The sequence below is a fragment of the Polynucleobacter yangtzensis genome (genome assembly GCF_001595965.1).
Taxonomy (GTDB): domain Bacteria; phylum Pseudomonadota; class Gammaproteobacteria; order Burkholderiales; family Burkholderiaceae; genus Polynucleobacter; species Polynucleobacter yangtzensis.
On the sequence record NZ_LOJI01000035.1, the window covers coordinates 202,601 to 228,930 of the forward strand.

Consider the following 26,330-nt stretch of genomic DNA (forward strand, 5'->3'; position numbering starts at 1 on the left):
AAAATTGATTGGTCTGTTCTGTCTCTTGCTTATGGCCTGAGTTCGAACGGCGCTGCTACCGGAAAAAACCACTTCTTGAATGAGATTCTAGGTAGTAAGCCCTATATTCTATAGCAATCCCCTAAAATGGCTGAATTCTTACCGATTCAGGTCTAATCCATTTCATGGCATCAGCCCAAGAACTATCTGACTTTCTCAGCAGTGTTGAGCAGCGCGCCTTTAAGCAGGCGGTATACGCCGTGCGTGACGACGACGCAGCATTAGATATTGTGCAGGATGCCATGATCAAACTGGCTGAAAAATATGGTGATAGGCCGGCAGCAGAGTTGCCCTTAGTTTTCACCAGAATTCTGCAAAATCGAATTCATGACTGGTTTAGAAGGCAAAAAGTCAGAAATACCTGGGTCACCCTTTTTTCCAATATGGGCAAAAAGGCTGATGAAAGCGATGATTTTGACCCCTTAGAGTCCCTTTCTGCCCCTGATGACAGTGAAATTCACCAAGATGGGGCTCAAAAGCTTGAAAAAAGTCAGCTTTTACAGGCTTTGGAGTCAGAAATATCTAAATTACCTGTACGTCAACGAGAAGCCTTCCTGATGCGTTATTGGGATGAGCTAAGCATTACTGAGACGGCACTAGCAATGAGTTGTAGCGAAGGTAGCGTCAAAACCCACTGTTCTAGAGCCACCCAAACATTAGCTAAAGCATTGAAATTAAAAGGAATTACGCTGTGAAACACTTAGATGACCAACTAACCCAGACCCAAGCAGACCAATTTGGTCAGGCTAGCGCTGCCCTGCTCCATCAAGGTGCTCACACCATTCCTCAGAACATTAAAGATCGCCTATACGCAGCTCGTATGAAGGCGCTATCCGTCAAAAAACCTGAAAAAGTACGCATTCAAAAGCAAGTTTTAGCTGGATCTGGCCGTAACTGGACACCTGGATCAAGCAGCGCTTGGGATACCTTGGGCTGGATTGCTCCACTGGTAGTTTTGGTATTTGGTTTGATTGGTATCGCTCAATGGCAAGATGATTCTCGCATCAATGACATTGCTGAAGTAGATGCGGCGCTATTGTCTGATGACGTACCACCAGATGCTTATGCTGATAGCGGATTTATGGCCTTTCTTAAAAATGGCCCTCTATCTGAGTCAGATAGCCCATCAGACACGATTCAAAGCAAATAATTCCGACTCATTCGATGTCATTAAAAACTAGAACGCAAAAGACTTGTGGACTAGCGATTTGCGCTTTAGTGTGCGCACTGATCGTTAGTCCGGCAATTGCACAGCTACCACCAAGCACATCAAACGGTAAGGTAGCAAACATTCCCGAGAAAAAACCTGATGGGACATGGGAAGGCTTAAAGCCAGCTCAACAAAAAATACTTGCACCACTTGAAAGCGATTGGGATTACATGTTGCCCGATAGCCGCAAGAAATGGATTCAAGTCGCCAATATTTATCCAAAGATGAGCGTTCAAGATCAAGAGCGCCTTCAATCTCGTATGACCAGCTGGTCGAACCTCTCTCAAAAAGAGCGTCGCCTAGCACGTGAAAACTATCTCGCTAGCCTCAAATTCCCTGCGGAGAAAAAAGCTGAGGCCTGGACTGCTTACCAAAAGCTAAGTGATGAGCAAAAAAAGAAGCTAGCGGAATCTGAAGCAAAGAAAAAGCCAACTGCTGCTAATGCACCAACATTGCAACAGCACCCAATATCTCCAAAAGCAGCTCTACCGCCCGCTGTTATAGCTCCAAGCGCACCAGCGCCTTCAGAGGGCTCAGGATCTGCCGCAGAGAGCAGCTCACCCGCTAGCTCATCAAGCAATTCACCAAATAATTAAGCAGTCTATGACGCCTGCTGAACTAAACGCATTACCCTCCCCTCAATTTTGGCGTCGCGTTTCATGCTGCCTCTATGAGCAACTTGTATTGCTGGGGGTAATAGCATTTACGTTTTTGGTTCCAAATCTTGGCTTAGGAATTCTCTTCGGTATTTCATTGCCGAGTTGGCTTACCTTTTTGTATCTATACGCCGTCTTAGGAATTTATTTTGTTTGGTATTGGACCAAGTCTGGCCAGACGCTTGCCATGCAAACATGGCGTGTTCGCATCATCGGCACAGGTGGGCATACCCTCACTAAACGACAAGCCTTTTGGCGCTATGTCTATGGCTCTCTATGGCTAATTCCATGCGTTTTATTGCAATGGGCTTTTCATTTAGAGAAATGGCAAATCATTGAGATGCTTTTTGCGGTAGCGTTATTTATTTGGCCATTGACTACTTACTTAGACCGCCGTAACAATCTATATCGCCAAAGTCTGCCCGATCGCTTTGCAGGAACCCGCTTAGTCGAGCTGCCTAAAAATCTCGTGACACTGAAGTGATGACTACGTCTTACGCCTCACGTAGACATTCAATTGCGGTAGCCTTTTGAATCCTCTTTTGGAAACGATATCCCGAAGCCAGACAAGCAACTACGCCAAAGGTTACGCCCATAAATAGCGCCTCACCAAACGCATTAAATTGAATTTCCATTACGTAGTGACCCAAAGCCCAGGCGGCAATCCCAGAAGCAAGACCGGCCAATACTCCCGATACCAGCCCAATCATTAACAACTCGATGTTGGCAATATTCGACAATGTAATGCGAGAGGCCCCCAATGCCTTTAAAAGGGCTGCGTTTTTATAACGCTCATCCTGCGTGGCAGCTATAGCCGACATTAAAACCAAAATAGCAGCAACGATAGTAAATGCTAGTAGCAAGCCCAAGACCGATGAAAGCTTATTCAACACCTCTTGAATTTGTTGCAAGGAGGCTGATACATCCACAATCGTTAAGTTGGGATAAGTTTGACTCAACTGAAAATCTAAGGATTCCTGTTTTGGCGATTGATAGTAAGAAGTAATCCATGACTGCGGCAGTGACTGCAATTGAGCTGCAGGCATGATCACAAAGAAGTTCACTCGCATTGAACCCCAATCTAATTTGCGCAATGAGGTGATTGGAGCGGTAATTTTTTCACCTGCCACCTCAAAAGTCAGTTGGTCGCCTATTTTCAGCTTCAAGGTTTTGGCTATACCTGTTTCCATGGAGATCTGCGGCGCATCGCCCTCGATCCACTTACCTCCCAACAGTTGATTGCCTAATGGTAATTGCTCTGTATACGATAAATTAAATTCACGATCTACAAGGCGCCGGGCATTTTCTTCAGCATAACTATTTGGTGTTATATCTTTGCCGTTAATTTCGGTTAATCGACCTCTAATCATTGGATAAAACTGCGGCGCAGACACGCCTACATTTTGCAAAGACTGCGTAAGCCCCTGCTTTTGATCCTCTTGAACATTGATCATGAAGCGATTAGGTGCATCGCTAGGTATATTGCCTTGCCAAGCACTCAAAAAGTCCGCACGCAACAAAAGAACCAACAGTAAAGCCATGAGCGCTATGCCTAAGGCTGTAATTTGGACGATGGCAAGACCCGTTCTTCGACCTTGCGAAAGGATCACAAAACCAAGGGCGAATCGCCTAGTTGGCATAGAACAAGCTAGCCTTAAAAATCCCCAAGAGACAAAAGCAAAGATAGCAATTGCAGCAGTAAAACTGAGACTGGTCCATAAAGCTAATTTCCAATCGCGTGCAGCAATCATGATTAACCCTAGCGCGGTTACCAGCCCACAAGTAACAGTCCAAATTGTTGAGACATCTACACCATCAAATTCTTTGCGGATCAAACGAATTGGTGAAACCTTCACTAATCTGAAAATAGCTGGGCCCGCAAAGCCAAACAACAAGCTCCAGGCAACTAAAACACTCCAGAGCACTGGCCATATGGATACCTGTGGCAGATCCGACATTACAAGATTACCCAATAACAGCGTTAAGACATTTTGACCAAGATAGCCCAATAGAGACCCCAAAAAGGCTGCAATCAAACCAAGCATTAAAAGCGTTTGACCCTGCCGAATCAGAATTACTTTTGATTTTGCTCCCAAGCACTTTAGAACTGCACAAGCATCCGCCTGTTTACGCGTGTAACGATGTGCAGACAAAGCAATTGCAACAGCGGCTACCATGGCCGTCAACAACGCAATCAAAGACAGGAATCGATCTGCGCGCTCAAGCGTTTTGCGCATCATGGGTTGAGCATTCTCAAGTGTTTCAATGCGAACACCCTTGAGACCCTCTTTTTCAATATATTGATTTGCCCATGCGCCGTAGGCAGAAATTTGCTGGTCTGAACCCGCAAGTAACAAACGATAAGTTACTCGACTACCTAACCCAATTAATCCTGTTGAACTTAAATCATCCAAGGACATCATGACTCGAGGTGCGAAGTTCATAAAACCTGCGCCACGATCAAGTTCGCGCTCAAGAACGCCAGCAATTACAAAGGTCTTATCACCCAGCCGTATGGAGTCACCCTCTTTGGCAGACAAGCTTGCTAACATCGCCGGATCAACCCAAACGGAACCCTTCTCAGGCCCACTACTTAGAGTCTTACCTTCGGAGCCTGTCTGAACGCGCAATGTACCGCGCAATGGATATTGAGTGCTTACCGCTTTAAGTGATGCAAGCTTACTGCTAGAACCAGTGGTAGCCATACTTGGGAATACTACCGTCTGCGCTATTTTTAATTCTTTGCTTTGCGCTTCATTTAGAAATGAGCTTGGTAACGGCTGGTCAGAAACAATCAGCAAGTCTGATGCTAAGAGTTGCCTAGCATCGAATGCAAACGCCCTTTGCATTCGGTCTGCCAAGAAACTTACGCTGGAAAGCGCTGTAACAGAAAGTGTTAGCGCAATAAAAAGCCAAGCTAACTCAGTAGAGCGAAAATCGCGCTTCAGACCACTAAAGAAGCGAAAGATCAATTGGCTCAAATTGCCTGAATTTGACCGCCATCAACACGCATGACGGTACCAGTAATGAAGGAGGCATTTTGACTGGCTAAGAATGCAGCTGTATCACCATATTCTTTTGGATCCCCATATCGCCCCATCGGAATTTGAGCCAAGCTTAGCTTGACTACATCTTCATAGCTTTTGCCTTCGCGATTGGCGCGGGCCTCATCAAGCTGACGCAAGCGATCTGTAGCCACTCTGCCCGGCATGATGATATTGACAGTGATGCCATCAGAAGCAACCTCTGACGCCAAGGTTTTTGACCAAGCCAGTAGTGCTGCGCGCAAAGTATTTGAAATAGCTAAGTTTTTAATGGGAGCAATAGCACCTGAAGTCGTGCTGGTAATAATGCGACCCCATTTACGCTGGCGCATACCTGGCAAAACACGATCAGTAATGGCGATAAGTGATAGCACCATATCGTTAAAGCTTTTTTGCCAAAGCGCTGGGTCTTGACCAGCGGCAGGAGTTGGCGGCGGACCACCAGTGTTATTAATCAAGATATCAATTGGACCTAGCTCTTTTTCAACTTTTGAGATTAAGCCATCAATAACTGATGGGTCTGATAAATCCCAATTCAGGGCTAAAGCCTTTCCTCCAGCCGCCTCAATTAACTTGACAGACTCCTGCAAGCCAGCCGCATTGCGACCGGTAACAGCGACTTTGACGCCCTCGCGTGCTAAGGATACAGCCATGGCCTGTCCTAAGCCACGACTAGAAGCCATTACTAAGGCAACCTTACCCTGAATTCCTAAATCCATTTTGTCTCCAAAAGCTAATTTTTATATTTAATCTAACTGCAATTTTTGTTTAGCAACCACTTCTTTATAAACAGTGTACACAGCCTTAATTTCTTTCGCAAAGGCTTCAGATCCATTCACGTTAATGATAGACCCCGTGTCTTCAATGCGCTTTTTCACAGCCGGGTCGGCAACTACTTTTTGTAGCGCTGCATTGTATTTATCTACCACTTCTTTTGGAATGCCAGCGGGGCCTAACAAGCCGTAGTACGCCATGCGATTGACTGGCGCCAAACCAACTTCAGCAAAAGTTGGGACATTAGGCAGTTGAGCCAAACGCTTAGGAGCAGCAACCACAATCGGGACTAGCTTGCCATCTTTAATAAACGGCAATGATGAAGGTAAATTATCAAAAATCATCGACACTTGTCCGCCAACCGTGTCAGCCAATGCCGGGCCAGCACCACGATAAGGAATGTGCACGATAAACACACCAGTCAAGCTTTTAAATAATTCCGTTTGCAGATGACCAATGCCGCCTGTGCCAGAACTTGAGTAGGAGTACTTGCCAGGATTTGCCTTTAGTACTTCCATAAAGGTTTTAAAGTCTTTTGCCGGAAAGGATGGATTAACCGCAATAATGTTTGGTGTTGCCGCAATATTGCTAATAGCCGTGAAATCAGCAATTGGGTCGTAGCCAATCTTTGGATTGATAGCCGGGTTAGCAGCTGTCGTAGAGACGGTTGCCATTCCGATGGTGTAACCATCCTTGGGGGCACGCATAACCTCTAATGCACCAATGGAGCCACCGCCACCCGCCTTGTTTTCCACAATGACAGGCTGACCCAATTGGCGTCCCAAGGCATCACCTACTGCACGAGCGATGATGTCAGTACTACCACCTGGCGCAAATGGAACCACCAAACGAATTGGCTTCACAGGAAAATTTTGCGCCTGAACCACAGAACCCGCCGCCAAAAGAGCAGTCGCACTGATGAATTTAAGAAGATTTAATTTAGTGAATTTCATAAACTTACTGACCTATAGGTTTGGGTAAATTGGCTGCATATTTAGAAAGCTGCACTTCATACTCTTGAAAGATTTCTGCTAAGGCTTGCTGCTGACCTAATACAAGCGCCTCTGGAGTATTGTCTTTAAGAGCCACTCGTTTTGTATAACGATTTGCACCAATCAAGGGATTGGTCTTGCCCGAATTGGTTACAGTTAAGAAAAATTCAACACTCACCACTGCCTCAGGTTTAACGCGGTAATCACCATAAAACTCATTTACCGATAACTGCAACGTGTAATAAGGAAAAAAACTGTTGCTTTGACCAACGGTTGCCGCAAAAATATTCGCTTGGTTAAACCACTTGCGCTCTGCATTTGAGATCATTTCCGAAGGAATGACGGTATACACGTTATAGAAATCTTTTTCATAACGTTGATCGCCCAAGCGATAAATCAAAGACTTTGCATCAAATGGTGGCGCTACCGAGACTGCCCCAATCTTTAACCAAAGGTCAGACCGGGTTTTGAGTGGTGCAGCAGTTCGTTCAGGCGCAATCATCCAACTTGTGGGGGCCACTGGCGCTCGTGTTGGAAGGGAACAAGAAACCATACCCAAGATTGCCGTAAAAAAGAGAATTCGTTTAATCATTTTTGCGCTCCAGAACTGCTTGAACCATTTAGCGGCGGTGTAATTTTCGCTGGCGGTTCACCCCATATCAAGCTAGATGGTGATTGACTTGCAATGCGACTAAATTCGTTGAGATTCTCGCTGGCCTGCTTCAGATTCTCAATCGTTGCGCTAGTATCGCCCTGAATGCTGGTAACAGTTTGACGTAATGCAACCATCGTGCCAACCAACTCTCGCATCAAGATACTGAGCTCATCTTTATCGGTTACTTTGGCAATGCGAGCCATGATCACGTTGAGCTGCTTAACAGATTCAATCACGCCTTCATTGCTTTTGCCATCACCAGCCATTAATACATTTAAATTACCCAATAAGGCATCGAGTTTCTTCTGAGTGCCATCAATATTCATATCATTGAGCGCACCAATGAGCTTTTGAATACCAGAGATGATTTCATCTGCCTGGTTTGGCAAAGAAGGAATCACTGGATACTCAGGCTTCCATGAATACGGAAGTTGCGGTGAGTCAGCGGCATTGCTAACGAAGTCAAATTCGACGTAGTTCACTCCGGTAATACCCATTGACTTAACACGAGCCCGCAAATTATTTTTTACAAACTCTCCGATCTGATCTTCATTCACCTTATCGCCAAAAATCTGCATTCTGACAACAACGTATTGACGACGGTCATGAAAAGGCAAATCTCTTTCATACATGTCGCCAGAGAGTCCAATCATGGTTACTTGACCAATCTTGACGCCCCTAAAGCGCACGGATGCACCCGCGTCTAAGCCTGTGACGGACTGTTTGATATAAGTTTCAACGTAGAATGATTTTTTAAAGATCTGACCAGAACCAAAGATCAAAATAACCGCCAATAGCACCCCAATTGCGGCCAGAACAAAAACGCCTAGGCGGAAATAATTCGGATTTGAGTTATTACTCATGCTGCGTCCTTACTCATAATGCGATTGAAGAATTGATGCACTCTAGGGTCCTTACTGGTATCTCGTAACACTTTTGGATCGCCCTCGGCAATGATGCCTTTGGAATCCTTATCCAACATGATGACCTTGTCAGCGATGGCATAAATACTAGCCAACTCATGAGAAACGATTACAAAGGTAATACCCAAGTTCTTTGATAAATCTTGGATAGTGCTATCGAGATCTGCTGAGGTAATTGGATCAAGACCTGCTGAAGGCTCATCCAAAAACAAAATTTTGGGATCAAGCGCCATCGCTCTTGCGATCGCTGCGCGTTTTTGCATGCCGCCACTGATTTCACTGGGCATATAAGTCTCGTAAGGCAAGAGACCAACCAAATCAAGTTTACAGCGTGCCAAGAGATCCATTTGCGCCTGCGTCAGCTGGGTATATTCCTGCATAAACAAGGTGACGTTATCTAGGAGATTCATAGATCCAAATAACGCGCCCTGCTGATACATCACACCAAAACTAGTCATGATCTTTTGACGTTCTGCACCTATTGCCGTCGTGATGTTTTGACCCTCGATCAGGACATTGCCAGCCAGGGGTTGATACAAGCCGAATAAGTTTTTTAGAAGGCTGGATTTTCCGCAGCCTGAGCCGCCAAGAATCACAAAAATTTCACCATTGTTAACAGTGAAATTCAAGTTCTGCATAAGCACCTTAGATCCATAACCTACCGTAAGGTTCTGGACATCAATTGCGTAAGGAGAATTATTCGGAGTAATTTGTGCGTCCATCAGAAGCCTGTTTTATAGGAGATGAAGGCAAAAATACCGTCAACAATGACGATCATCACAATGCTGCTAACTACTGCACGAGTTGCGGAGATACCAACAGCGGCTGCACCAGTGCCAGTTTGCATACCGCGCAAACAGCCCATTGCTGAAACAACGACACCAAACAGAGTTGCTTTTAATAGGCCAGAAAGAATATCTTCTACGTCGACAGCAGATAGCATGCCGTTATAAAAATTCACAAACGGTATACCGTAAATCAACATCGTCAACATCGAAGAAAAAATACTAACGATATCAGCGAACAAAGTCAAAATTGGAGCCACGAGGATGCCAGCTAAAACGCGTGGCACTACTAAAAAACGAATAGGACTTAAGCCACCTGAAACTAAAGCGTCTACCTCGCTATTAACTGTCATCGTGCCAATCTCAGCAGCAAAAGCTGCCGAAGATCGACCCGCTAACAAAATAGCGGTAATTAATGGGCCCATTTCTCGCACAATCCCCAGAGCGGCCAAAGGACCAACAAACGAGACTGCGCCAAACTGCTGCATACCAATAGCAGCCTGGAATGACAAAATCACGCCGATCAAAAAGGCCACCAAGCCAACGATTGGGAGCGCTGCAATACCTGCTTCGACTGCGGCATTAATAAAATCACCCCAACGGACTTGCTTTGGATTTCGAACCGACCACACTAAATCAGAAAATAGATGCCCTGTAAAAGTAATCAGCCCTACTGTGTCATCTATTAAGTTTTGAACTGCCATTCCCGTGCTAACTACAAAACTTCTCTTAGGCTTTACTGCTGGCACTGGAAATAAATTACTAATGGGATCAAACTCTTTAAGCAGAGGTTGATAGCGTGGATCTAAACCTGATAACTCATACTTAGCGCCAGCATTTATCTGCGCCTCTTCAATAGCAATTAAAAAAGCAATGCCAGCACCATCCAAGGAACCCACTGTTGCAGAATCGACAGTGAGTGTTTTGGCTTTGACGTCGCCCTGCTTTAACCATGCATCTTGAGCATCGCGAATCTGGGTCCAAACTCCACCCAAGGAATAGACGTTCACAATCCCGCTGAGCGATACCATTGCAGAAGTGGCGTCTATCTGTGACCAAACAGCAACTGGGGCCTCAGAAACGTCAGAAATGGTGTCAGAAATGCTCATAACCCAACTATAAGGGATACAGGTTTAAGTTATATAAAACGCTGAAAAATGAAAAGGGCCCAGTTTTGCAACTAGGCCCTCATATAAGTTGGTGCGGCTGGCAGGAATTGAACCCACGACCCCTTGGTTCGTAGCCAAGTACTCTATCCAGCTGAGCTACAGCCGCAACATCCATAATTATGCCATGGAAGAGAAGAACTACATCACCCCCGCTGGTCACGAACGCATCAAGACCGAGCTCCTAAAGCTCTTAAACCTTGATAGACCGGAGGTTGTCAAGGTTGTGCACTGGGCTGCCAGCAATGGTGACCGATCCGAAAATGGGGACTATATCTATGGAAAAAAGCGCCTTAGAGAGATAGATAGGCGAATTCGATTCCTCAATAAGCGCCTTGAATTTGCCGTAGTTGTGGACAATTTAGCCCGAAAATCCGGTGAAAATGACGCCGACCAGGTCTTCTTTGGGGCAACTGTCACCTATTCCGCCCTAGAGGGGCCCCAAGCAGGCAAACAGACGGTTATTACGATTGTTGGGGTAGATGAGGTTGATTTAGATAAGGGACATGTGAGCTGGGTATCGCCAATAGCCAAAGCACTCATCAAATCCCGAATCGGTGATTGCGTTTTTATTCAAACGCCAACTGGACCTACTGAAATTGAAATCCTAGACGTTCAGTATCTTTAGAGCTATATAGCGCGGGTACGAGTGACACGCATAACATCAGGATTAGCACGCAAGCTACGCATCACTTTAGAGAGATGCAGGCGATCGTAAACTTGGATCGTAAAGCGGATTGTCACGGAGTCCTCCTTGAAGCGATCCTCCATCGAAACATTCATGATGTTTGAATCAGCAGCAGTCACACTGCTAGCAACTCTTGCTAATACGCCCTTGCCTTGGCGAGTATCAATTGCTAGGTCTAACTCAAACTCACGATTGAGCTCTTTACCCCACTCCACCTCAACCCATTTGTCACTATCCTTGGAAAGCATGCGCAAAGCGACCGGACAATCGTTGGTATGAACTTGGAGGCCTTCGCCTTTACCGAGATAGCCGATGATGTTATCGCCTGGAATCGGATGGCAGCAACCCTGGAAATGAATTGAATTACCCTCGCGACCATCAACCAGAATCGCCTGTCGTTGATGATGGTTAATTTCTTGATTTGGTGCAACCCAATCAGAAGCGCCTAAGCGCATCTGCTCGGAACCACCTTCGTCATCAATCAAAATCTTCAGACGAATTGCCAACTCTTGTGGAGATCGCCTACCTAGAGCAATGTTGACACAAGCCTCTTCCCTGGTTTTGTCACCAGTCCAGTGAGTCAGCTTTTCCCAGATCTCTGGGCTAAGCAAGGCAGCATCTACGCCCTGCTGGCGCAATGCATTTGCTAACAAGCGTTCCCCAAGCTGCAGTGACTCGGAATAATGTTTTGTCTTTAATGAATGGCGGATGGAAGCTCGGGCTTTGCCGGTGCGAACAAAAGCAAGCCATCCCGGGTTGGGCTGTGAGCTTGCAGAAGTGATGACCTCAACAATGTCACTATTTTTTAACTCACTACGCAGTGGTAATTGCAAGCCATTGATCTTGACGGCCACGCAAGTATTACCGAGATCGCTATGAATGGAGTACGCAAAATCAAGCGCGGTAGCACCCCTCGGAAGAGCCCTAATCTGTCCAGTTGGCGTAAATACATATACCGCATCCGGGAATAAATCGATTTTGACGTGCTCTAAAAATTCTTGTGAGTCGCCGCTACTATCTTGAATATCAATCAGAGACTGCAGCCATTGATGAGCACGGTTCTGCACCTCACTCATATCAGGCGAACCATCTTTATAGGCCCAATGAGCAGCTACGCCAGCTTCGGCAACTGCATGCATATCAGTCGTGCGAATTTGAAACTCTACTGGCACACCTGATGGACCCAATAAGGTGGTGTGTAAAGATTGATAGCCATTTAATTTTGGAATGGCAATGTAATCCTTAAACTTCCCAGGCATTGGCTTATACAAGGAGTGCAAAATGCCTAAAGCGCGATAGCATTCATCAATGGAATGGACTGTCACGCGGAAAGCATACACATCCAATACTTGTGAAAAACTTAAATGCTTAGAACGCATCTTGTTATAGATGCTAAAGAGTGTCTTTTCACGGCCACGAAGATCAACTTCTAGATTTGCTTTGGCAAATGCCATGCGAGAAGCCTGCAAAATCTTCTCGACCATTTCCTTGCGATTGCCACGCGCCCGTTTGACCGCTCCTTCAATCACCCTAAAACGCATTGGCATTGAATAACGGAAGCTCAGATCCTGTAGATCGCGGTAAATGACGTTCAAACCAAGACGGTGGGCAATGGGTGCGTAGATTTCGATTGTTTCAGCGGCTACACGGCGACGCTTCTCCATCGGTACCGCATCGAGAGTACGCATATTGTGCGTGCGGTCAGCCAGTTTTACTAAGATGACACGAACATCGCGCGCCATGGCCATGAACATTTTGCGAAAGCTTTCCGCTTGCGCCTCTGCATGACTCTGAAATTCTAATTTATCGAGCTTGGTTAAGCCTTCAACCAGCTCGGCTACTTTGTTGCCAAATTTTTCTACTAAATCCGCTTTAGTACAGCCAGTATCTTCAATCACATCATGCATTAACGCTGCCATGATTGAGGGAGCATCTAAGCGCCAGGTTGCGCAGAGCTCTGCTACGGCAACTGGGTGGGTGATATATGGTTCGCCACTATGACGATATTGACCTAAATGCGCAGCATCAGAAAACTGAAATGCTTTCTTAATTTGCGCGATCTCTTCAGGCTTGAGATAAGAGAGCTTCGATAACAATCCCTCAATTGAAACTACCTGATGTTTGAGAGGAAGATTGGGCGCTGAGGTAGGCCCAAACAAATGACGACTCGATTGCGCCAACAAACTCGCAATGACAGATTTCCTACCACTTTGGGATGAGTTGGAATCTATATCCAACAATTGCGCTTGAGCTAAGTCAAGCGAAGCGTCTTTAGGCAAGCCGCTTCCTACTTTTTCCGATGTTTTAACTGTTCCTAAAGGGAGCTCCACACCGGAACTCCTTAATTACAGAGGTACTTTGGTCAACATGTCACGGTCAGTTACGCCAGCAGCTACTTCGCGCAATGCAACTACAGTAGCTTTATCTCTGGACTCAACACGTGGGGAGTGACCTTGCACCAATTGGCGTGCACGATAAGTAGCAGCCAAAACCAATTCAAATCGGTTTGGAATCGTTTTAAGGCAATCTTCTACAGTAATACGGGCCATGCTGAACTCACTTAATTTAGCTTCAATACCTATAGGATAACTGATTAGACCCCGAGACGCTTCAAAAGCGCTGGATTTCTGGCCATACTGGGCCCGGAGCGCAGGCGACTGGAAGCCAAAATATGTTTTAAATCCACCAAAGCCTGATCAAAGGAATCGTTCACAACGATGTAATCCGCCTCATGGGCGTGCGTGAGCTCGATATGGGCAGCCGCTAAACGGCGCTCAATGGTTGCCTCATCATCCTGACCACGCTTACGCAAGCGCTCTTCCAGTGCCTCAATAGATGGTGGAAAAATGAAGATCCACTGAACTGATGGAATTAATTTACGAATCTGCTGAGCACCCTGCCAATCGATCTCCAGCATGACATCACTACCTGCTTGCATTTGAGACTCAATCCACGGTTTTGATGTGCCATAAAAATGACCATGCACTTCCGCCCACTCTAAAAAGTGACCTTGATCGCGCTCTTGCAGAAAATCTTCTTTACCCAAAAAACGATAGTCTTTGCCATCTACTTCACCAGGTCTTGGTGCACGAGTGGTGGTTGATAAAGATAATTTCAATCCCTGATCATCTTTTAATAAAGCATTAACCAATGAAGACTTGCCCGCACCAGAAGGCGCAACAATCATCAACATACTGCCTTGATAGGATGGGGTCGTAGTAGAGTTAGTCATGAATTAATTACTCAGAGGTTTACTCAAGATTTTGAACTTGCTCACGCATTTGCTCAATAAACAATTTAAGCTCTAGCGCTGCTTGTGTGCATTCTTCTGAAACAGATTTGGAGCTCAAGGTGTTGGCTTCGCGATTAAGTTCTTGCATTAGAAAATCTAAACGCTTACCTACCAGACCTTTGCCTGCAAGTGCTGTATCCACAGCCTGCAGATGGGTTTTTAAACGGGCAAACTCTTCAGCAACATCGATACGAACAGCGTACAGAACAACCTCTTGGCGGATGCGCTCCATGAGCTCAGCACCAGCTTTGGCCTGTTCTTGTGCCGCCAGAGCTTCTGATAATCGCTCAGTTAACTTCTCTTGATATTGCGCTACGTATTCAGGAACTTTAGGTTCTATGACCTTAACGATGTCACGCATCTTGCCAGTAATACTGGTGAGAACGCCAACTAAGGCTTTTCCTTCAGCATGACGACTTTCCATGAGAGCTGCTAGAGCTGCTCGCCCAGCTTCAACGGCGGCAGTAATCCAACTATCTTCTTCACCGCGAGGCTCAGAGACAACGCCAGGCCAACGCAATACCTCAGCAATGCTCAGCTCTTGCGCCTTTGGAAAAGCGTCTTGGGCTTTTTCTTGCAAGGTATATAAGGCATCAAGGCGATCTTTATTGATAGCACCTAGAGCGTGGGGATTGGATTTGGCTGAATTAGCCGCACCTGAATTGACTCGCCATGCAGCCCGGAACTCGACCTTGCCACGAGAGAGGCTTTGGGTGGCTATTTCCCGTAAGGCAGGCTCAGCCCCACGGCATTCATCCGGGAGACGAAAACCAAGATCCAGAAAGCGGCTATTTACAGCCCGACATTCCACCTGCAGATCTGCAACTACACCAGCTCCCAGGGAGACTTGGCGAGAAGCGCTGCCATAACCAGTCATGCTCGATATCATATGGACATTGTAGATTCATTATTGATCCAGACCAAAACAACAGGACCCCATTTCCATGAGCACTGCCAATCCAGCCAATATTGCACGTCCGAGCGGCCGTCAGCCAAAAGACTTGCGCCCAGTAACTATCTCCAGAGCCTTTACAAAGCATGCCGAAGGATCGGTATTGATTGCTTTTGGGGACACCAAGGTCCTTTGCACTGCGAGCATCCTAGAAAAGGTGCCACCCCACAAAAAGGGTTCTGGCGAAGGCTGGGTAACTGCCGAATACGGCATGCTCCCCCGCTCCACTCATACCCGCAGCGATCGTGAGGCTGCCCGCGGCAAACAATCTGGTCGCACCCAAGAAATTCAGCGCTTGATTGGTCGCGCAATGCGTAGCGTTTTTGATTTGAAAGTTTTAGGCGAAAGAACCATTCATCTGGATTGTGATGTGTTGCAAGCTGACGGCGGTACGCGCACAGCTTCTATTACGGGCGCATACGTCGCTGCAAGAGATGCAGTTAACCAACTTCTAAAAAGTGGTGCACTCACCAAGGATCCAATCATTGATAGCGTAGCCGCCATTTCTGTTGGAATCTATCAAGGCACTCCAGTGCTTGACTTAGATTACCCAGAAGACTCTTCTTGCGATACCGACATGAATGTCGTCATGACAGGTAAAGGCGGCATGATTGAAGTACAAGGTACTGCTGAAGGTGCTGCTTTTTCCAGAAATGAACTCAACGCACTCCTGGATCTTGCTGAACAAGGTATTCGTGAGCTTACTCAAATGCAAATCGATGCATTGAAATAAAGATCCCAATGCAAAAGCTAGTTCTCGCCTCCAATAATGCTGGCAAGGTAAAGGAATTTCAGGCGCTTTTAGCTCCCCTGAATTTTCAGGTCATTCCCCAAGGTGAATTAGGCATTCCTTCTGCAGAAGAACCTCACTGCACTTTTGTAGAAAATGCATTAGCCAAAGCACGTCACGCTAGCGCTGCATCGGGTCTGCCTGCCTTGGCCGATGACTCCGGCATTTGTGCCCATGCTTTAAATGGCAAGCCCGGTGTTTTATCAGCCCGCTTTGCAGGCGAGCAAGGCGATGATTCAGCGAATAATCAAAAACTCATTCAAGAATTAAAAGATCAAGTTGATCGAGGTGCGCATTATGTTTGCGCCCTTGTCTTTGTCAATAGCGCAGATGATCCTGAGCCCCTCATTGTCCAGACTCGCTGGTACGGGCAAATTGTTGACCAAGCGTCCGGCAGCAATGGCTTTGGGTATGACCCTCACTTCTTTTTGAAGAATCAAAACTGTACAGCTGCCGAGCTGGATCCTGTCCAAAAGAATCTCATAAGTCATCGCGGTCAAGCACTACGCGAACTGATTACACAACTCAAAGCTCGTGCTTAATTCCAATCCTAATAAAGTGAGTCTGAGTGCATTGCCACCATTGGCTTTGTATATCCACTTTCCCTGGTGCGAAAAGAAATGCCCTTATTGCGACTTCAATTCGCATCAAATTAAAGAAGGAAAAGCGGGTTTTGATGAGGCTCGGTATATCAACGCACTAATTGCTGACTTAGAAACGGAGCTACCTAACACTTGGGGACGACAAGTTCACAGTATTTTTATTGGTGGCGGCACACCGAGCCTACTCTCTGCAGAAGGCATGGATCAATTGCTTTGCGCTATACGTGCCAGAGTGAACCTAGAGCCGGATGCTGAGATCACGATGGAGGCTAATCCCGGATCGGTCGAAGCAGAAAAATTTGCCGGTTTCGCCAAGGCCGGCATCAATCGGGTTTCCTTGGGTATTCAGAGCTTTCAGGATGAGCAGCTTAAAGCTTTAGGTCGCATTCACAATGGCGAAGAAGCGAAGCGAGCAATTGAAATCGCTTTACAACACTTTAAATCCGTGAATCTAGATTTAATGTACGGATTACCCAAGCAAACCCTTGAAGCAGCAAAGGCGGATATAGGAACTGCTCTGTCATTCAAGACGCCCCATTTGTCTTTCTATAACCTCACCCTAGAACCTAATACCTACTTTGCTAGCTTTCCACCAAACCTTCCTAGTGAAGACGAAATAGATGCGATCTATGAGCAGAATTTAGATTTACTCACTAAGGCAGGCTATCAACGTTACGAAGTCTCTGCATACGCCCAGAAGAATCAAGAGTGCAAACACAATCTGAACTACTGGCGTTTTGGTGATTACATTGGAATCGGAGCAGGAGCGCATGGCAAAGTTTCCTACCCAGATCGAATTACGCGGCAAGTCCGAGAGCGCCAACCTGAGGCCTACATGACTGCGATGGAGTCGAAAGGTAATGCGCTCATTGAAAACCGTGAGATAGCAGCCAAAGATATTCCCTTTGAATTTATGCTCAACACACTAAGGTTGACCGATGGGGTTGATACCAGTACTTTTAGCGAACGTACGGGCTTGCCTTTAAGCGTTATTAGCAAAGGCTTAGATGAGGCAAGTAAAAAAGGATTGTTAGATGAAAATCCTAGCAGACTAAAAGCAACTGAACTAGGCATCCGCTACCTCAATAATCTGCAAGAAATGTTTTTGGATTGATTGAGATTAAGTCTGGAGCTCTAGATTCCTACTTACCAATCCAAGTTGGTGGCTCACCTTTTAAAAATGCAGCAACGCCATTCTTAAAGTCAGTGCTGCCATAAGTTTCGCTAATGAGATCATTGCAATCTGGCAGATTATTTTTAATAAGTCTTGCAAGAACAAGCTTGCTCGATTTTTGTGTAATGGGCGCTAATTTGCTGAGGCGCTCTGCAAGCATATAAGCCTCTTTACCCAAGTTCTCCTGTTCATGAATGGCTAGAACATAGCCTTGCTTTACCAACTCTTCAGCAGAAATCATTTCCGCTAACAGCAACATCCGTTTCACAATATTGATACCTAGATGTGCCACGAGCCAAGCGATATTGCCCGCTGATAAACAATTACCAAGGGTTTTAGCTATGGGTACGCCAAATTTGGCTCCCGGTGAAGAAAGTCGAAAATCGCAACAGCTAGCAATAGCCAGACCACCACCTACTGCCATGCCGTCAATCACAGCAATGGTTGGGATTGGCAAAGTAGCAAGAGGGGCAAGATAACTTTCGATACCCTCTTCATAGCGTACGCCATCATTACCGCTCTTAAATCCAGCAAACTGCGCGATATCACTGCCAGAGACAAAGGACTTACCTCCAGCACCACGAAAGATAGCCACTCGGACCTTTGGGTTACTGGTTAGATCTTCACATATAGACTTCAAAGATTGATACATAGCGACGGTCATCGCATTGCGCGCCGCCACATGATCAAAGGTAACGTGAGCAATGTTGTCGCGTATCTCTAATGCGACTTGCGCAACATTACCCTCTTTACCGGACTCACTCATGCAAACTATTCAGCTTTGATATTTAAGCTCTTCACAAGACGCTGATATTTAGCAAGCTCACCAGCCAAGAACAAACTAAATGCCGCAGGCGTCGCAGGGCCTTCTGGCTGCAATCCTTGGGCATCCAATGTCTTTTTGATTTCTGGATCATTCATAGCAGCTTTAACTGCTTGATCGATTTTATTAACAACAGCTGGGTCCATCGCTTTTGGCCCCATCACGGAGTACCAATTAGTAACATCAAAACCAACAATACCTACTTCTGCAAATGTTGGCACATTAGGCAAGAGTGATAAGCGTTTTGGAGTTGAAATTGCCAATGCTTTTAAATTGCCTTGACGAATTTGTTGCAAGTTTGGTGGCAAAGTATCAAAGTTCATCGTGATTTGACCGCCAAGCAAGTCAACAATCGCCTGACCGCTGCCTTTGTAAGGGACATGGTTCATCTGGATACCAGCAATCTTAGAGAACAAAGCACCAGCCAAATGCTGAGTACTGCCAATGCCTGATGATCCGTAGGTCATCTGACCTGGATTTTGCTTGGCAAGGGAAATCAATTGCGCTACTGAATTTACTGGCAATGAAGATTTCACAACCAATACGTTTGGCACATAGCCCAAATAGGTAATCGGCGTGAAATCCGTTGCTGGGTTATACGGTACATTTGTTAATACAAATGGAGAAATCGCATTCGAATTAGAGTGCCCCATCAGCAAGGTGTAGCCGTCAGGATTAGACTTGGCAACCAAATCCGCACCAATCGTGCCGGCAGCTCCAGATTTATTTTCAATAATGACGCTTTGCCCCAAGATTTCACTCATCTTTGGCGCAATTGCACGCGCAACAATGTCAGTGCCGCCACCAGGCGCGAAACCCACAATCAGGCGAATCGGTTTTGATGGGTAGGCCTGCTGACCCACCGCAAAAAATGAACTTGTGGCTAGCGTGATTGCGAGCAAGCTACGCATAGCCCATTTAGGCGTTTTAACCAACATAAAGTCTCCAAAATTGTTTTAATTGTGTTTGTTAATATTGCAGGGTAATTCTAAACATATAAAAACAATTGAGACAATGACGAAAACACCTATAAATAGCGCTATAGATGGCGCGCACCATGGATCCACCAAGCCATTACCCCTATCTGGAGTGCGTGTTCTTGACGTAAGTCAAGTAATGGCAGGCCCCTACTGCTGCATGCTCTTGGCTGACCTTGGTGCCGATGTCATCAAAATCGAGCCTCCAGGCACTGGAGATCAAACCCGTGGCGCAATGGGATTCAAGATGAAAGGTTCAGACAGCATGGGCTTTCTGAATATGAATCGCAATAAACGCAGCCTCACTCTTAACCTGAAAACAGAAGCAGGCAAAAAAGTTTTCTTTGAGTTGGTCAAAACGGCCGACATCTTGGTTGAAAATTACCGTCCCGGTGTGATGAAAAAATTGGGCATTGACTACCCTTCATTACAAGCGATAAATCCAGGCTTGGTCTATGCCAGCATCTCCGGTTTTGGGCAAACGGGTCCATGGGCTGATCGCCCTGGGTTTGATTTAATGGCGCAAGCCATGTCTGGCGTAATGAGTGTTACTGGATATCCTGATGGGCCACCAGTCAAAGCTGGTGTACCGGTTGCTGATATTGGCTGCGCACTATTCGCTGTGTACGGAATTTTGTCTGCCTATATTGGTAAAACTAAAACGGGTGAAGGTCAGTTTATTGATGCCTCACTGTTTGATTCTGCTTTGGCATTCTCGATTTGGGATACCGCTCAGTATTGGGGCACTGGTGTTGAGCCATACAAACTGGGTACAGCAAATCATATGAGTGCCCCCTATCAAGCCATGAAAGCATCAGATGGTTATTTTGTGATGGGCGCTACGAATCAAAAATTGTGGAAGCTTCTCTGTGACAAAATTGAGCGTCCGGAACTGTTTGAAGATGCGCGCTTTAAAACAAATCCTCTTCGTTTAGCAAATCGCTTAGAACTCGCCGCTGAATTAGAAAAATCATTTACCAGGAAAACCAGCGATGAATGGGTGGATGCACTTCTTGCAGCAGGAATACCCGCCGGCCCAATCAACACTTATCCAGAGGCATTTGATAGTGAACATGGCCGTCATCGCAAGATGCGCATGGAAATTGATCACCCAATTGAAGGCAAAGTTCCCAATATTGGCTTTGCCGTCAAGATGAATGGCACTCCTCAGCAGGTTTATCGCCACCCTCCTTTACTGGGCGAACACACCAGCGAGCTTCTTGCAGAATTAGGCATTGCCGGCGAAGAACTGAAGTCGTTGGAAGCTGGCGGCGCATTTACGGCCTGAGAAATTCCTCTGTTTCGGATTAAAGAAATGGGCTCCTAGGAGCCCATTTCTTTCTTACCTACCCGCTGAATGGCTTAGGCGCCATCAGAATTGGCAATTGGAGGAGCCTCAAATGGATCCTTACTTGGTTTGGCTGGTGGAGCTTTAGCCTTGGTGCCAGGCATTAATTCAAAATCTGGAGTAAAGGTTGTCATGGTGCTACGCAGCTGATCAAAGACTTTACGATCACCTTCAAACTTGGCTTTACCTTCGGCCTGAAGTTTTTCAAAAGTAGTTTGACCACCCATGACTTTTTCTAAGTCGCTACGATTCACGGTGATAGTGAGGTTTGGATTTTTATCCTGATAACCCTTGATATTGGTCAGCGCAGAATTACTCATCTCCACAACGAACTTCTCACCATTATCTGGAGTACTCAGATTGATAGTGAACTTCATGCCAGCCGCTTTTTTGCTATCCATGCTGATTGCTAGAGCATTGAGCCACAGCTCCGTAGTCATTGCTCTGATCATGTCAGGGCCATTGGTCTTCGGTGATGCACCAGAAGGCATGCCATGACGTAATTCGTATGCAGCACCTAGGAAGCTATTGCGTACGCTAGGGCTTTCTTTTTGATAGCCAATTTGCTCAAAAATATCTGCCAGCAAGTCTTTAGCGGCAGTATTGTTAGGCTCTGCATAAACCAACTTGTTTACGATTTCCATCGCTTCGCGATATTTACCTTGCTGATAGAGCTGTTTGCCCTTTGCCATGATCTTGCTAGAACCGCCCATCATCTCCACATATAGCGGCGCGGAATCTTTTGGTGACAACGGAATCAAAGTGGCAGGATTGGCATCCCAGTAGCCCAAGTAGCGATTGATCACAGCACGACTGTTGTGCTCTTCTGATCCGTGGTAGCTATGCGCTGCCCATTGCTTTTTCAAACTCTCAGGTTGTTTGTAGACGTTGTGGACTTCATTAATCGTGACACCATTGTTCGCCAAATGAAGCACCTCGTTATTCAAGTGCGCATAGCTATCACGTTGAGTGCGCATCACTTCCTGAACACGCTCATTACCCCAACGCGGCCAAGAATGCGAAGCAAACATTACCTGAGCTTCATTGCCATAGCGATACAAAGCATTGTTAATGTTCTTAGACCATGCCAAAGCATCACGTACTAGAGCGCCACGTAATGTGTAGATGTTATGAATAGTGCCGGTAATATTTTCAGCAGCCCAGAATGCCTTGAACTGCGGGAAATACGTATTCATCTCGGCTGGTGCTTCTGTTCCTGGTGTATTTTGGAACTCCATCTCCACACCGTCTACCGTCATTTTTTCAAATGGCTCGTTAATCAAAATGGTTGGCTCAATTAAGCCCAGATTGCCGGCAGCAGTATTTTTACCAATCGATTGATCAACGTGACCAAATGGGCTACGCGGCAATAAGACGCCATACTGGAAATACAGGCGTCGTGTCATGGCATTACCAGCGTATACGTTCTCTGCTACGGCATGATCCATAAAGCCTGCTGGAGCAATGATTTTCACCTTACCGCTCTTCACATCAGCCTCTTCCACTACGCCACGAACACCACCAAAGTGGTCGGCATGTGAGTGGGAGTACACAACAGCAACGACTGGGCGCTTGCCTAGTTTTTCATTAACCAACTCCATAGCCGCTCTAGCAGTTTCTTTTGAGGTCAATGGGTCAAACACAATCCATCCGGTATTCGTTTTAACAAAACTGATATTTGATAAGTCAAAGCCGCGAACTTGATAAATCTTGCCCGGTACTACCTCATATAAGCCATAGCCCATATTGAGAATCGCTTGGCGTTGCAAGGATGGATGTACGCTATCAAAATCTTTGCCCTGCAAGAGAAATTCGTAACTACCCATATCCCATGCAACGTTGCCAGCATCGGCCATGATGGTTTTATAAGTTGGCGCAGCAATAAAACCTCTTTTAGATTCCTCAAAATCACGCTTATCTTCAAATGGCAGTGTTTTGCGCAAACCATTTTGGAGCTCTACCGTGTAGCTCGATGGCATTTTGCCCTTGGAGTCAAAATGCTTACCTTGCATGGCGCCAGGGTCAGCAACTACACCCCCTCCACCAGCAGCGACAACTAAACCTGAAGTCATAAAAGATGCCAGTATGGCAATTTGAGAAAGTTTGGTTTTCATATCTCTGTCCAAATGAAAATATTGATAAAACATCTACATAACAAATGATATGGCGCGTTAAATCCAAGGCAATTAGCTTAAGAGCTAATAATTGAGTGAGTTACGTGAATTAGGTAACTTCTGAATCAACAGGAAGTCGAACTAGGAACTTAGCCCCGCCTCCAGGATTCGGCTCAAATACGATAGAGCCGCCATGGCGAGTAACGATGTGTTTACAAAGCCATAGACCAAGACCCATACCGGACGACTTACTACTAGAAAGCAGTTCAAATAACTGATTCCGAGATGCCTCAGGAATGCCATCGCCATTATCTGCAACAGTTAACAACACGCCACCCTCAGTATGTTGAGCGTCAATATTCAACTTCTTAACTTGTTGAGAGGAGGTTACTAAAGCCTGTATGGCGTTATTTACCAGGTTTAATAGCACCTGCTGAATCTCACCGCGATTGGCCTGAATCATTAAATGGGGTTGGACGCTCAAGACTATCTGAATAGATTTTGCAGTTATCTCAGGTTTTGCAATGCTGAGAACTGCTTCAATTAACTCTGCAAGATCAACCTTGGAAGATTCTACTTTTTCATCGGAAAAAATCGATCGTAATGAGCGAATGATTCCTGCAGCACGCTGATTATCAGCAAGCAAGGTAGCAAAAATTTCCTTCTCAAGAGCCGGGTTTAACTGTCCCTCTGAAAGCTTCTTTTGTAAAAATTGAATATTCAGACTTGACGCACCCAGCGGTTGATTTAATTCATGTGCAATAGCAGCAGATAAAGCACCAGTACTGGCGGTCTTATTAGCTTTAAGCAATGAGCCTATAAGGGTCTCACGCTCTTGCAGTAACGCTTTAATCTCCTGATTTTCTTGACTTGACTTAAGACTTGAAAAAGCAATTTGTTCGGACCAGTAACTACCAATCGCAATGTAGGACAAGGTATTCATCACTATTTGCATAATGGTGAAGAAGATTAAAACTTGTGGCAGGTCATCTATACGTTTAATCGTAAAAGAAAGTGACACTAAGATAAATAGCCTTCCAAGCGCAAATATCATTTCAGCGGAACTTGCATATTGCAAATATTGCAACTGTCTCGATGGACTTCTCTTGCGCTTAAATGACAACTCATAAATTTGCCAACCAAATAAACTACTTAAGACAACGCATATAAAAATCGTGCGGATCTCAAATGTTGCAAATTGGCGCATTGGCTCAAATATCAAGAAAAATAGTAGTGAAATTACAATACAGATGACCTGATGTTTTTTAGTAACAGTCCTATTAAGCGAATAGCAAAATAATCCTTGTAAGATTGCTGCGATAAAAAATAGTGTGTTGGCAATCGTAAATCCAAATTCAGGATTTTCTGTGCCTCTGTCATTGAGCAATATTCCAACACCAAATATGCTTAAGGCAAAGATGCTTGAAGTGAGTGAACCCATCCAATAAATACTGGGTTTAATGGACTTATGTGCACGATAGTAATGATTGACGCCAAATAATAAGCCTAACTGGATCGTAGCTAATATAAAAAAATAAAGTGCGAGCATTGGCTTCATAAGCTATATGGTACATCCAGAAAATTAACTTATATTAGCCCTAGAGCTAGTATTCCAGTCGCTTAAAATGAATTCCTTCTGATTTTCATTGATAGTTTTTGGCATGCGCCTGCGGTTTACCCCATATCTATTAGTCGCCCTCTGCCTCATGATTGGCTTGCCCAGGGGCGCATACGCACAATCTGTTTTATATAACGCTGCAAATAATTACCTCAAAAAACGTGCGGATGCCTTCATGACGATTACTGGTTACTCGCTTACACCAGATGTCACCACTGGCTCCCTATCGATCCGCAATAAAGATGGCGACAACTCTGATTTACAAATGATCTCTTTAGGTGGCGGCGATCGTATTAGCGCCAACTTTCCACTTTATCTTGAAGGCACCATTGCAGTAAACCGCTACAACCCCACTTTTTCAGACGGCATAGGCAACAGCTCGGTTACTGTTCCCGTCCACTGGAATAGCGTTACCGGTACCGGAGGTATTGGCTGGGATTTTCCGATTACGGATGAATTACGCTTTAGACCAATTGCGAACGTCATGCTCGGGCATTTAGAGAGCGACCTCTCAATCGCCTCTCGCGTGATTGAAAATCGCAAGGGAGTTGACATGCAATTTCTAAATGGCGGTCGCATGAACTCTTATGGTTTAGGTGGCTCAGTTATGCTCGACTATGAGAACTACAAACCCAATCAAGAAATTGATGTGGAATTGCGTTACACCAATATTCCTGTCCAGACTTTTGATAGCTCTACTGCTGTCCAAGGCTCTGCGGACTCTCAAAGTCTGGCTCTTTGGGCTCGAAGTCGGATTCCAACGCCAATCACATTATTAGATCGACCTCTGCGTGCAGTCTTTGAACTCGCCCATACTGAGTTCCTTGGTGACTTACGAGGAGCTTTAGGATTTAACTCACTCTCTTCGGTAGGCACAGGCATTGAATTGGATCGAAGCGCCTCGGACCCCATCTTTAGTCGTGTCAGGGTCGTTTTCCGCTATCAATTTGGCCAGAACGTGCACGGCACCTCCATCGGACTAGCTGCCAGCTTCTGATAAGAGCAATACAATAGCCGTAGATACTAGAACTAACAACGTAGTATCAACACTTTGCCGCATCACCTCCGAATGCTGGTGCGCTTTATTTACCTTAAGGATCTAACTATTATGAAAAAAATTATCATTGCTGTTGTTATCGCAGCTATCGCGGTCGGCGCCTACTTCATGCTCACAAAACCTAAAGCTCCTGTAGCTGGTGTAGCCGCTCAAGAAGCTGCTCTAATCTATGACGGTGAAGTAACCAAGATTGATGCTGCAACTCGCACTGTTACCCTCAAAAATCAAGACGGTGAAACCTCTATCGTTGCCGGCCCTGAAGTGAAGAACTTTGCAGAAATTAAAGTTGGTGACCGCTTTGACGTTGTTTATGAAATGGCTATTGCTGTTGAGTTGGTTAAGGTTAAAAATCCAGGCGCAGTTGGTGAACAAGTTAGCACCAGCACTGTAACTGCTCCACAAGGTGATAAGCCAGGCATGATCACTACTAATACTGTGACTGCAACTGCTAACGTTGAAGCTATTGATGCAGCTAAAAATATCGTTTCTTTAAAAGGTCCTCAAGGAAACATCTTCAAGGTTAAGGTTAAAAACGCTGAACTATTGAAAGATATTGCTGTAAATGATCAAGTTAAAGTGGTTTACACAGAAGCAATTGCTGCAGTAGTAAGCGCGCCAGCTGCGAAGAAGTAAGACTGCAAACTTTTCTAG

26 protein-coding genes and 1 tRNA gene are annotated in these 26,330 nt (G+C 45.5%); 11 read left to right on the forward strand and 16 right to left on the reverse strand.

What is annotated here, in order from left to right:
- Positions 1–164: 164 nt before the first annotated feature.
- The 4 genes from JaK3_RS07810 to JaK3_RS07825 are packed head-to-tail and all read left to right on the forward strand — an operon-like array spanning position 165 to position 2,389.
- Positions 165–734 carry an RNA polymerase sigma factor gene (locus JaK3_RS07810; protein WP_068323083.1) on the forward strand — a complete coding sequence of 190 codons (570 nt, stop codon included), beginning with the start codon at positions 165–167 and terminating at the stop codon, positions 732–734.
- A complete protein-coding gene (locus JaK3_RS07815) occupies positions 731–1,189 on the forward strand; it encodes a DUF3619 family protein (RefSeq protein ID WP_068323085.1) in 459 nt (152 codons plus the stop codon). Before JaK3_RS07810 ends, JaK3_RS07815 begins: the two co-directional genes overlap by 4 nt.
- A 14-nt stretch (positions 1,190–1,203) precedes the next feature.
- Positions 1,204–1,845, forward strand: a complete 642-nt coding sequence (locus JaK3_RS07820) for a DUF3106 domain-containing protein (RefSeq protein ID WP_082786405.1) — start codon at positions 1,204–1,206, stop codon at positions 1,843–1,845.
- 7 nt (positions 1,846–1,852) lie between these two features.
- Positions 1,853–2,389, forward strand: a complete 537-nt coding sequence (locus JaK3_RS07825; RefSeq protein WP_068323088.1) for an RDD family protein — start codon at positions 1,853–1,855, stop codon at positions 2,387–2,389.
- A gap of 10 nt (positions 2,390–2,399) precedes the next feature.
- Here the strand turns inward: JaK3_RS07825 and JaK3_RS07830 are convergent, their stop codons facing one another.
- From JaK3_RS07830 to JaK3_RS07865, 8 genes are all read right to left on the reverse strand, one after another.
- The gene (locus tag JaK3_RS07830) at positions 2,400–4,886 is read right to left on the reverse strand and encodes an ABC transporter permease (protein WP_205627522.1); all 2,487 of its coding nucleotides are present in this window, start codon (positions 4,884–4,886) and stop codon (positions 2,400–2,402) included.
- Positions 4,883–5,668 (reverse strand): SDR family oxidoreductase, encoded by a 786-nt coding sequence (locus JaK3_RS07835; RefSeq protein ID WP_068323090.1) that lies wholly within the window; start codon positions 5,666–5,668, stop codon positions 4,883–4,885. The genes JaK3_RS07830 and JaK3_RS07835 overlap by 4 nt, the downstream gene beginning before the upstream one ends.
- Positions 5,669–5,695: 27 nt before the next feature.
- Positions 5,696–6,676 (reverse strand): tripartite tricarboxylate transporter substrate binding protein BugE, encoded by a 981-nt coding sequence (locus JaK3_RS07840; protein WP_068323093.1) that lies wholly within the window; start codon positions 6,674–6,676, stop codon positions 5,696–5,698.
- Between the two features lie 4 nt (positions 6,677–6,680).
- Positions 6,681–7,307 (reverse strand): PqiC family protein, encoded by a 627-nt coding sequence (locus JaK3_RS07845; protein ID WP_068323096.1) that lies wholly within the window; start codon positions 7,305–7,307, stop codon positions 6,681–6,683.
- On the reverse strand, positions 7,304–8,233 hold the full coding sequence (locus tag JaK3_RS07850) for an MlaD family protein (protein ID WP_068323099.1): 930 nt from the start codon (positions 8,231–8,233) through the stop codon (positions 7,304–7,306). The genes JaK3_RS07845 and JaK3_RS07850 overlap by 4 nt, the downstream gene beginning before the upstream one ends.
- Positions 8,230–9,015: an ABC transporter ATP-binding protein gene (locus JaK3_RS07855; RefSeq protein WP_068323102.1), complete on the reverse strand. Its 786-nt coding sequence runs from the start codon at positions 9,013–9,015 to the stop codon at positions 8,230–8,232. The genes JaK3_RS07850 and JaK3_RS07855 overlap by 4 nt, the downstream gene beginning before the upstream one ends.
- Positions 9,015–10,187, reverse strand: coding sequence for an ABC transporter permease (locus tag JaK3_RS07860; RefSeq protein ID WP_068323105.1), 1,173 nt, complete (start codon positions 10,185–10,187; stop codon positions 9,015–9,017). Before JaK3_RS07860 ends, JaK3_RS07855 begins: the two co-directional genes overlap by 1 nt.
- Before the next feature lie 89 nt (positions 10,188–10,276).
- Positions 10,277–10,353: transfer RNA gene (locus tag JaK3_RS07865), tRNA-Arg, on the reverse strand.
- An 18-nt stretch (positions 10,354–10,371) separates the two neighbouring features.
- Here JaK3_RS07865 and greB point away from each other — a divergent pair.
- Positions 10,372–10,872, forward strand: coding sequence for a transcription elongation factor GreB (greB, locus tag JaK3_RS07870; RefSeq protein ID WP_068323109.1), 501 nt, complete (start codon positions 10,372–10,374; stop codon positions 10,870–10,872).
- Positions 10,873–10,874: 2 nt separating this feature from the next.
- On the opposite strand, the gene JaK3_RS07875 is transcribed toward greB, so the two are convergent.
- The 4 genes from JaK3_RS07875 to JaK3_RS07890 are packed head-to-tail and all read right to left on the reverse strand — an operon-like array spanning position 10,875 to position 15,113.
- Positions 10,875–13,262, reverse strand: a complete 2,388-nt coding sequence (locus JaK3_RS07875; protein WP_068323112.1) for a RelA/SpoT family protein — start codon at positions 13,260–13,262, stop codon at positions 10,875–10,877.
- Positions 13,263–13,277: 15 nt separating this feature from the next.
- The gene (gene rpoZ / locus JaK3_RS07880; protein WP_011902918.1) at positions 13,278–13,481 is read right to left on the reverse strand and encodes a DNA-directed RNA polymerase subunit omega; all 204 of its coding nucleotides are present in this window, start codon (positions 13,479–13,481) and stop codon (positions 13,278–13,280) included.
- Between the two features lie 44 nt (positions 13,482–13,525).
- Positions 13,526–14,164: a guanylate kinase gene (gmk, locus tag JaK3_RS07885; protein ID WP_068323116.1), complete on the reverse strand. Its 639-nt coding sequence runs from the start codon at positions 14,162–14,164 to the stop codon at positions 13,526–13,528.
- A 19-nt stretch (positions 14,165–14,183) separates the two neighbouring features.
- On the reverse strand, positions 14,184–15,113 hold the full coding sequence (locus JaK3_RS07890; RefSeq protein WP_068323119.1) for a YicC/YloC family endoribonuclease: 930 nt from the start codon (positions 15,111–15,113) through the stop codon (positions 14,184–14,186).
- A 55-nt stretch (positions 15,114–15,168) separates the two neighbouring features.
- Between JaK3_RS07890 and rph the strand changes: the two genes are divergently transcribed.
- From rph to hemW, 3 genes are read left to right on the forward strand one after another with little or no spacing between them, the layout of a single operon-like run.
- Positions 15,169–15,909 (forward strand): ribonuclease PH, encoded by a 741-nt coding sequence (gene rph, locus JaK3_RS07895; protein WP_068323121.1) that lies wholly within the window; start codon positions 15,169–15,171, stop codon positions 15,907–15,909.
- Between the two features lie 8 nt (positions 15,910–15,917).
- Positions 15,918–16,508, forward strand: a complete 591-nt coding sequence (gene rdgB, locus JaK3_RS07900) for an RdgB/HAM1 family non-canonical purine NTP pyrophosphatase (RefSeq protein ID WP_068323124.1) — start codon at positions 15,918–15,920, stop codon at positions 16,506–16,508.
- The gene (gene hemW / locus JaK3_RS07905) at positions 16,501–17,682 is read left to right on the forward strand and encodes a radical SAM family heme chaperone HemW (RefSeq protein WP_068323127.1); all 1,182 of its coding nucleotides are present in this window, start codon (positions 16,501–16,503) and stop codon (positions 17,680–17,682) included. Before rdgB ends, hemW begins: the two co-directional genes overlap by 8 nt.
- 28 nt (positions 17,683–17,710) lie before the next feature.
- On the opposite strand, the gene JaK3_RS07910 is transcribed toward hemW, so the two are convergent.
- On the reverse strand, positions 17,711–18,508 hold the full coding sequence (locus JaK3_RS07910; protein WP_068323130.1) for an enoyl-CoA hydratase/isomerase family protein: 798 nt from the start codon (positions 18,506–18,508) through the stop codon (positions 17,711–17,713).
- A gap of 5 nt (positions 18,509–18,513) precedes the next feature.
- Positions 18,514–19,503: a Bug family tripartite tricarboxylate transporter substrate binding protein gene (locus JaK3_RS07915; RefSeq protein ID WP_068323133.1), complete on the reverse strand. Its 990-nt coding sequence runs from the start codon at positions 19,501–19,503 to the stop codon at positions 18,514–18,516.
- 76 nt (positions 19,504–19,579) lie between these two features.
- Between JaK3_RS07915 and JaK3_RS07920 the strand changes: the two genes are divergently transcribed.
- Positions 19,580–20,830, forward strand: coding sequence for a CaiB/BaiF CoA transferase family protein (locus JaK3_RS07920; protein WP_150114241.1), 1,251 nt, complete (start codon positions 19,580–19,582; stop codon positions 20,828–20,830).
- A 74-nt stretch (positions 20,831–20,904) separates the two neighbouring features.
- On the opposite strand, the gene JaK3_RS07925 is transcribed toward JaK3_RS07920, so the two are convergent.
- Positions 20,905–23,004: an alkyl/aryl-sulfatase gene (locus JaK3_RS07925; protein ID WP_068323135.1), complete on the reverse strand. Its 2,100-nt coding sequence runs from the start codon at positions 23,002–23,004 to the stop codon at positions 20,905–20,907.
- Between the two features lie 109 nt (positions 23,005–23,113).
- On the reverse strand, positions 23,114–24,553 hold the full coding sequence (locus tag JaK3_RS07930) for a sensor histidine kinase (RefSeq protein ID WP_240480918.1): 1,440 nt from the start codon (positions 24,551–24,553) through the stop codon (positions 23,114–23,116).
- Between the two features lie 112 nt (positions 24,554–24,665).
- Here JaK3_RS07930 and JaK3_RS07935 point away from each other — a divergent pair, with 112 nt between their 5' ends.
- Together JaK3_RS07935 and JaK3_RS07940 are read left to right on the forward strand one after the other, a co-directional pair.
- Complete coding sequence (locus JaK3_RS07935; RefSeq protein WP_068323141.1) at positions 24,666–25,619, forward strand: hypothetical protein; 954 nt, start codon at positions 24,666–24,668, stop codon at positions 25,617–25,619.
- Between the two features lie 111 nt (positions 25,620–25,730).
- Positions 25,731–26,312, forward strand: a complete 582-nt coding sequence (locus tag JaK3_RS07940; protein WP_068323144.1) for a hypothetical protein — start codon at positions 25,731–25,733, stop codon at positions 26,310–26,312.
- Positions 26,313–26,330: the final 18 nt, after the last annotated feature.